The sequence below is a fragment of the Bordetella petrii genome (assembly GCF_020991325.1).
Classification (GTDB): Bacteria; Pseudomonadota; Gammaproteobacteria; order Burkholderiales; family Burkholderiaceae_B; genus Bordetella_A; species Bordetella_A petrii_E.
In genome coordinates this window covers 1-5,773 of record NZ_JAJMLX010000279.1, presented here as the reverse complement: position 1 = coordinate 5,773, position 5,773 = coordinate 1, and the positions used below count along the sequence as shown (strand labels likewise).

Sequence of the window (5,773 nt, the reverse complement as noted above, 5' to 3'; positions counted from 1 at the left end):
CGCGGCTCAGATAGGCATTGGGTGTTTCGCGGCTGAAGTCTTGTTCCAGGTATCCGGGCGCGGCCTGCGGGTTGACGACGGCGCGCACCTGGCCCGTATCCGCTATCACTGGGAAGATGCCTGCATCGTGCTTGTCGATGCCCAGCCCGCCGGGCTGTTCAAGGCTTATCGCGGCGCTGCCGCCTGGCATGTGGTGCAGGTGCAGGTGGCGCCGGCCTGGCAAGGGCGGGGCCTGGGCGCGCGCCTGCTACGTACAGTGCTGGACCAGGCCGATGCGGACGGCCTGCCTACGCGGCTGGACGTGCTGAAGACCAATCCCGCCCGCCGCCTGTACGAACGCCTGGGATTCAGGGTCATTGCCGACGGCGGCGCGGAATTCCACATGGAACGGCCACGATCATGAACCATACCGATACTGCCGCGCGCGATTGGCGGGCCGCCTGGGCGGCGCAGGCGCAAGCCAGGCCGCTGGTTGCCCTGGGGCTGGCGGCCGCCACGCTGGCCGTGCTGTGGCTGCTGGCGTCCGGGCTGTATTACGGGCTGACGGGGGTCGAACCCCTGTATGTGCGCTACGCCTTGCTGGGCGGCACCGCGGGCTTCAGCGCCACGGCGCTGGGCGCGCTGGCAGCCATCGGCCTGCGCACCATCCACGCGCGCACCCAGGACACCATGCTGGGCTTCGCCGCCGGCATGATGCTGGCCGCCAGTGCTTTTTCCCTGATCCTGCCCGGCCTGGAAGCCGCCAAGGTCCTGTACGGCGACGGGCCGGCAGCGGCCGCCGTGGTGGTCGCGGGCCTGGCGCTGGGCGTACTGCTGATGCTGGGGCTGGATGCCTTCACGCCGCACGAACACGACAGCACCGGCCCCTGTGGGCCGCAGGCGGAACGGGTCAACCGGGTGTGGCTGTTCGTGCTGGCTATCACCTTGCACAACCTGCCGGAAGGCATGGCCATCGGCGTGGGCTTTGCCAACGGCGACATGCAGGTCGGCGTGCCGCTGGCGTCGGCGATATCCATCCAGGACATTCCCGAAGGGCTGGCCGTGGCGATGGCGCTGCGGGCCATCGGCCTGGCGCCGGTGCGCGCGGCCCTGATCGCCGTCGCCACCGGCCTGATGGAGCCGCTGGGCGCGCTGGTGGGGCTGGGCATGTCCAGCGGGCTGGCCGTGGCGTATCCGGTAAGCCTGGGGCTGGCGGCTGGCGCGATGATCTTCGTGGTGTCCCACGAGGTCATTCCGGAAACGCACCGCAATGGGCATCAAACCCCGGCAACAGTGGGCCTGATGGCGGGGTTCGCGGTGATGATGTTCCTGGATACCGCGCTAGGCTAGGACGCGCGGTTTGAATCTTCGATAAATTCGATGTTTTTTGCGGATAATTCGAAGTTACGCAGCTAACACGCAAGGTAGCATGCCTGGAAATTTCATAATTCCTAGGAGACAACATGCTATTGCGATTCTGCCGGCGCTGGTCCGGCGCGCTTGCACTGGGCTGCGCCGCGGTGGCCGCGCAAGCCTGGGCGGGCCCCGGCGATGACACGCTGGTGGTGGCGTTCCAGCGTGAAGTGGTGAACCTGGACTATCTGTACACCACGTCGCAGGAACATGTGATTCTGTCCGACCTGACGGATGACCGCCTGTTCGACGTCGATACCGCCACCAACGAGATTTCGCCCATGCTGGCGACTTCATATCAGTATGTCGATGACACCACCATCGACGTCACCCTGCGCCAGGGCGTGCGTTTTCACAGCGGCGCGCCTTTTACCGCGGATGATGTGGTCTACACCTACAACTGGGTGCTGGCGCCGGACAGCGGAACGCGCGCCTCGGGCACCGTCGGCCGCTGGCTCAAAAGCGTGGAAAAGCTCGGGCCGTACCAGGTGCGTTTCCACCTGAAGGCCGTCTATCCCCTGGCGCTGCGCGACATGGCGCGCCGCATACCGATACGCCGCAATGGCGCCTATCAGGTCGACGGCAAGAACGACCGCGGGGCCCAGGCGCTGCACCCCGACGGGCTTGGCCCCTATCGCGTGGAATCGTTCGAGCCCGGCCAGAAGGCCGTGCTGGTGCGGTTCGACGATTACTATGCCGACAGTCCCAAGGGGCGCGCGGCCATCGGGCGCATCGTGGCCCGCACTATTCCCGACTGGGGCACCCAGCAGGCCGAGCTGATGAGCGGCGGCGTGGACTGGGCTTATGACATGCCGCTGGACGTGGCGCAGAGCATGGCCGCCACGGGGCGGGCGGTGAGCAAGTCCGGCCCCAGCCTGCGCGTCAGTTTCGTGGTGCTGGATGCGTCGGGCGTGACCGGGCCCAACCCGCTGACCGATGTGAAGGTACGGCGCGCATTGAACTACGCCGTCAACCGGGAAGCGATCGCCAAGTTCCTGATCGGCGGCGTGGCCGAGCCGCTGTATACGGCCTGCCACCCCACGCAGTTCGGTTGCGCACAGGATGTTCCGCGTTATGCGTACGACCTGGCCAAGGCCAAGTCCTTGCTGGCCGACGCCGGTTACCGGCAGCGCGAGCCCCTGGAGCTGTGGGCCTACCGCGACCGTGCCGTGGCCGAGGCGGTGGCTGCCGACCTGTCGGCCGCGGGCGTGAATGTCAAGCTGCGCTATGGCCAGCTGGCCTCGCTGGACAGGGCCCGCGCCGCCGGGAAGATCCGCGCGTATATCGGGTCGTGGGCGAATGGAGGAACCGCCGATACCGCGATGATCGCGCGCATTCATTTCGGCGACACCGACCGCAACCTGTCCCGCAATCCCCAGGTCATGCAAGAGGTGATGGCGGCCGAACGCACCAACGACCCGGCGCAACGCGCCGGGCTGTACCGCCAGGCGCTGCAGACCATTGCCGATCAGGCCTACTGGATTCCGCTTTACACGTACTCGGTGAACTACTTGATGTCGCCGGACCTGGAGTTTCCCGTTCCGCCGGACGGGCTGCCGCGCCTGTACCAGGCCCACTGGGCGGCAAAGCCCTAGCCACCGCCGCGCGCCGCGGCGCGCCTTGTACAACGGAGACTATCCATGTTGCGCTTTGCGCTAAGACGCCTGGGCCTGGCGGTGCTGGTGGCCCTGACCGTGTCGTTCGCCACCTTCGTGCTGCTGAACGTGGCCACCGATCCCGCCCAGGCCATCGCCGGCGAGAACGCCGAGCCGGAATTGGTCGAGCAGATCCGCCACCAGTACGGTTTCGACCGGCCATTCATCGAGCGCTACGGCGATTGGCTGTCGGCCGCCGTGCGGGGAGACTTTGGCGAAAGCTACTACTGGCACGACTCGGTCAGCCAATTGGTGGCCAAGCACGCCCCGCCCACAATACGCCTGGCCTTGATGGCCGTGGCGGTCACGGTGCTGCTGGCCATTCCGCTGGGCGTCGCCGCCGCGCTGCGGCCCAACTCGGCGCTGGACCGGTTTTCGCTGGGGATCGCCGTATCGGCCCAGGCCGTTCCCAACTTCTGGCTGGGCCTGGTGCTGGTGATCCTGTTCAGTGTGATGATCCCGGTATTTCCGGTGTCGGGCGACACCAGCTGGCTGCACTACGTATTGCCGGCGCTGGTGCTGGGCACCAGTTCCGTGCCCGCGGTCATGCGGCTGACGCGCGCCGGGCTCATCGAAGTGATGGGGGCCGACTATGTGCGCACCGCGCGCGCGAAGGGCTATCGGGGCATTTCGCTGCTGATGCGGCACGCCATGCGCAACGCGATGCTGCCCATTGTCAGTGTGCTGGCGGTGCAGCTCGGGCAGAAGTTCGGCGGCTCGGTGATCGTGGAATCCATCTTCGCCATCAATGGGTTGGGGCGGCTGACGCTGCAATCGATTCTGGGCAGCGATATTCCCACCGTGCAGATGCTGATCTTCATCTTCGCGCTGGTGTTCATTGTTATGAATTTCCTGGCGGACGTGCTCAATGCGCTGCTCGATCCGCGGATCCGCATGGGGTAGGCGCGTGAACCAAGAAAAAACCTTGAGGGCCGGCGTCGTGCCGGCAGCCGCGGATGACGCCCAGCACAGCCGCGAGGACCTGGATGCGCAGCGGCGCCAGGCCTTCTGGCGGCGGGTGCGCGGGCATCGCGGCCTGCAGGCCGGCGCCCTGATCGTACTGGCCCTGCTGGCCGTGGCGCTGCTGGCGCCATGGCTCGCGCCGCACGATCCCTATGCGCAGTCGCTGGCGCATCGCCTGGTGCCGCCGGTGTGGGCGCCCGAGGGTTCTTGGACGTATCCACTGGGTACGGACCAGGTGGGCCGCGATTACCTCAGCCGGCTGATCTACGGCACCCGCATTTCGTTGATCGTGGGGTTCGGCGCGGCCACTGTCGGCTGCCTGATCGGCGTGACGCTTGGCCTGTGCGCGGGCTACTTCGGCGGGCGCATCGATTCCGCGGTCAGCTTCCTGCTGACCTGCCAGCTGGCGCTGCCGGGGCTGCTGCTGGCCATGGCGCTGGTGTTCATCATCGGGCCGTCGCTGTGGGTGGTGATAGGCATTATCGGCGGGCTGCACTGGACCTACTACCTGGTGGTGACGCGCACCAGCACCTTGCGCCTGCGCCAGTTGGACTTCGTCGCCGCGGCGAAGGCGGTGGGCAGCAACCGGCGGCAGATCCTGTTCCACGAGATCCTGCCCAATCTGCTCAACCAGATCATCGTGGTGTTCACCTTCGAGGTGGGTATCGCGGTGCTGGCCGAGGCGGCCCTGTCGTTCCTGGGGGTGGGCATCCAGCCTCCCACGCCGTCCTGGGGGCTGATGATCGCCGAAGGAAAGATGGCCATTTTCCACCGCCCCTGGCTGGTGGTGCTGCCCGGCATGGCGCTGTTCCTGCTGGTGATTGGCGCCAATCTGCTGGGCGACGGACTGCGCGATGTGACATCGCCCGAGAAGCGCAATTGAACGGTTTGCCGTTACGGGAAACACACAGTATGTCTACGAATTCCTTATTGCAGATCGAGGGGCTGGACGTGACGCTGCCCACCGCAGGGGGGCCTTTGCACGCGGTGCGGGGCATGAGCCTGGCGTTGGACCGTGGCGAGGCCCTGGGCATCGTCGGCGAATCGGGTTCGGGCAAATCGATGACGGCGCTGGCGCTGATGCGGTTGCTGCCGCCCGGCGCCGAGTTGCGCGCGCGGACACTGTCCTACCAGGGCGCAGACCTGGCGGCCATGCCCGAGGCGCGATTCGCCGCCAGCATTGCCGGGCGCCGCATCGCCATGATTTTCCAGGAGCCCATGACCTCGCTGAATCCCGTCTACACCATCGAGCGGCAGATGACGGAACTGATGGTGCGCGACGGCGCCAGCGCCGCGCGGGCGCGCGAACGGGCGCTGTACCTGCTGGAACGGGTCAAGGTGCCCGATCCGGTGCAACGCCTGCGCAGTTATCCGCACCAGTTGTCGGGCGGGCAGCGGCAGCGGGTGATGATAGCCATGGCCCTGATGAGCGAGCCGCAGCTGCTGATCGCGGACGAACCCACCACGGCACTGGATGTGACGGTGCAGGCGCAGATCCTGGACTTGCTGGCGGAGCTGCGCCAGGAGTTCGGCATGGCGATGATCCTGATCACGCATGATCTGGCGGTCGTGGCCAGCGCGGTGGACCGCGTCATGGTCATGTATGGCGGCCAGCCGCTGGAACTGGGCGACACGCGCGCGGTGCTGAGCGATCCGCGCCACCCCTATACGCGCGGGCTGCTGGGGTGCGCGCCGGGCAAGGGGCGCCGCGGCGAGCGCCTGAATGCCATTCCGGGCATCGTGCCTTCGCTGGTCGGCGGGCA

At 67.0% G+C, this 5,773-nt stretch carries 6 protein-coding genes; all 6 read left to right on the top strand.

Annotated elements, in window-relative coordinates:
* The coding region (locus LPZ50_RS20760) for a GNAT family N-acetyltransferase (protein WP_419195622.1) at positions 1-403 on the top strand (403 nt) is incomplete at its 5' end.
* Positions 400-1,329 (top strand): ZIP family metal transporter, encoded by a 930-nt coding sequence (locus LPZ50_RS20755; RefSeq protein WP_230664540.1) that lies wholly within the window; start codon positions 400-402, stop codon positions 1,327-1,329. The genes LPZ50_RS20760 and LPZ50_RS20755, both read left to right, overlap by 4 nt.
* Before the next feature lie 113 nt (positions 1,330-1,442).
* On the top strand, positions 1,443-2,987 hold the full coding sequence (locus LPZ50_RS20750; protein ID WP_230664538.1) for an ABC transporter substrate-binding protein: 1,545 nt from the start codon (positions 1,443-1,445) through the stop codon (positions 2,985-2,987).
* A gap of 45 nt (positions 2,988-3,032) precedes the next feature.
* Entirely contained in the window at positions 3,033-3,950 is a 918-nt protein-coding gene (locus LPZ50_RS20745) for an ABC transporter permease (protein ID WP_230664536.1), read from the top strand.
* A gap of 4 nt (positions 3,951-3,954) precedes the next feature.
* Positions 3,955-4,893, top strand: a complete 939-nt coding sequence (locus LPZ50_RS20740; RefSeq protein WP_230664534.1) for an ABC transporter permease — start codon at positions 3,955-3,957, stop codon at positions 4,891-4,893.
* Positions 4,894-4,922: 29 nt separating this feature from the next.
* A partial coding sequence (locus LPZ50_RS20735; RefSeq protein ID WP_230664532.1) for an ABC transporter ATP-binding protein occupies positions 4,923-5,773 on the top strand: 851 nt, incomplete at its 3' end.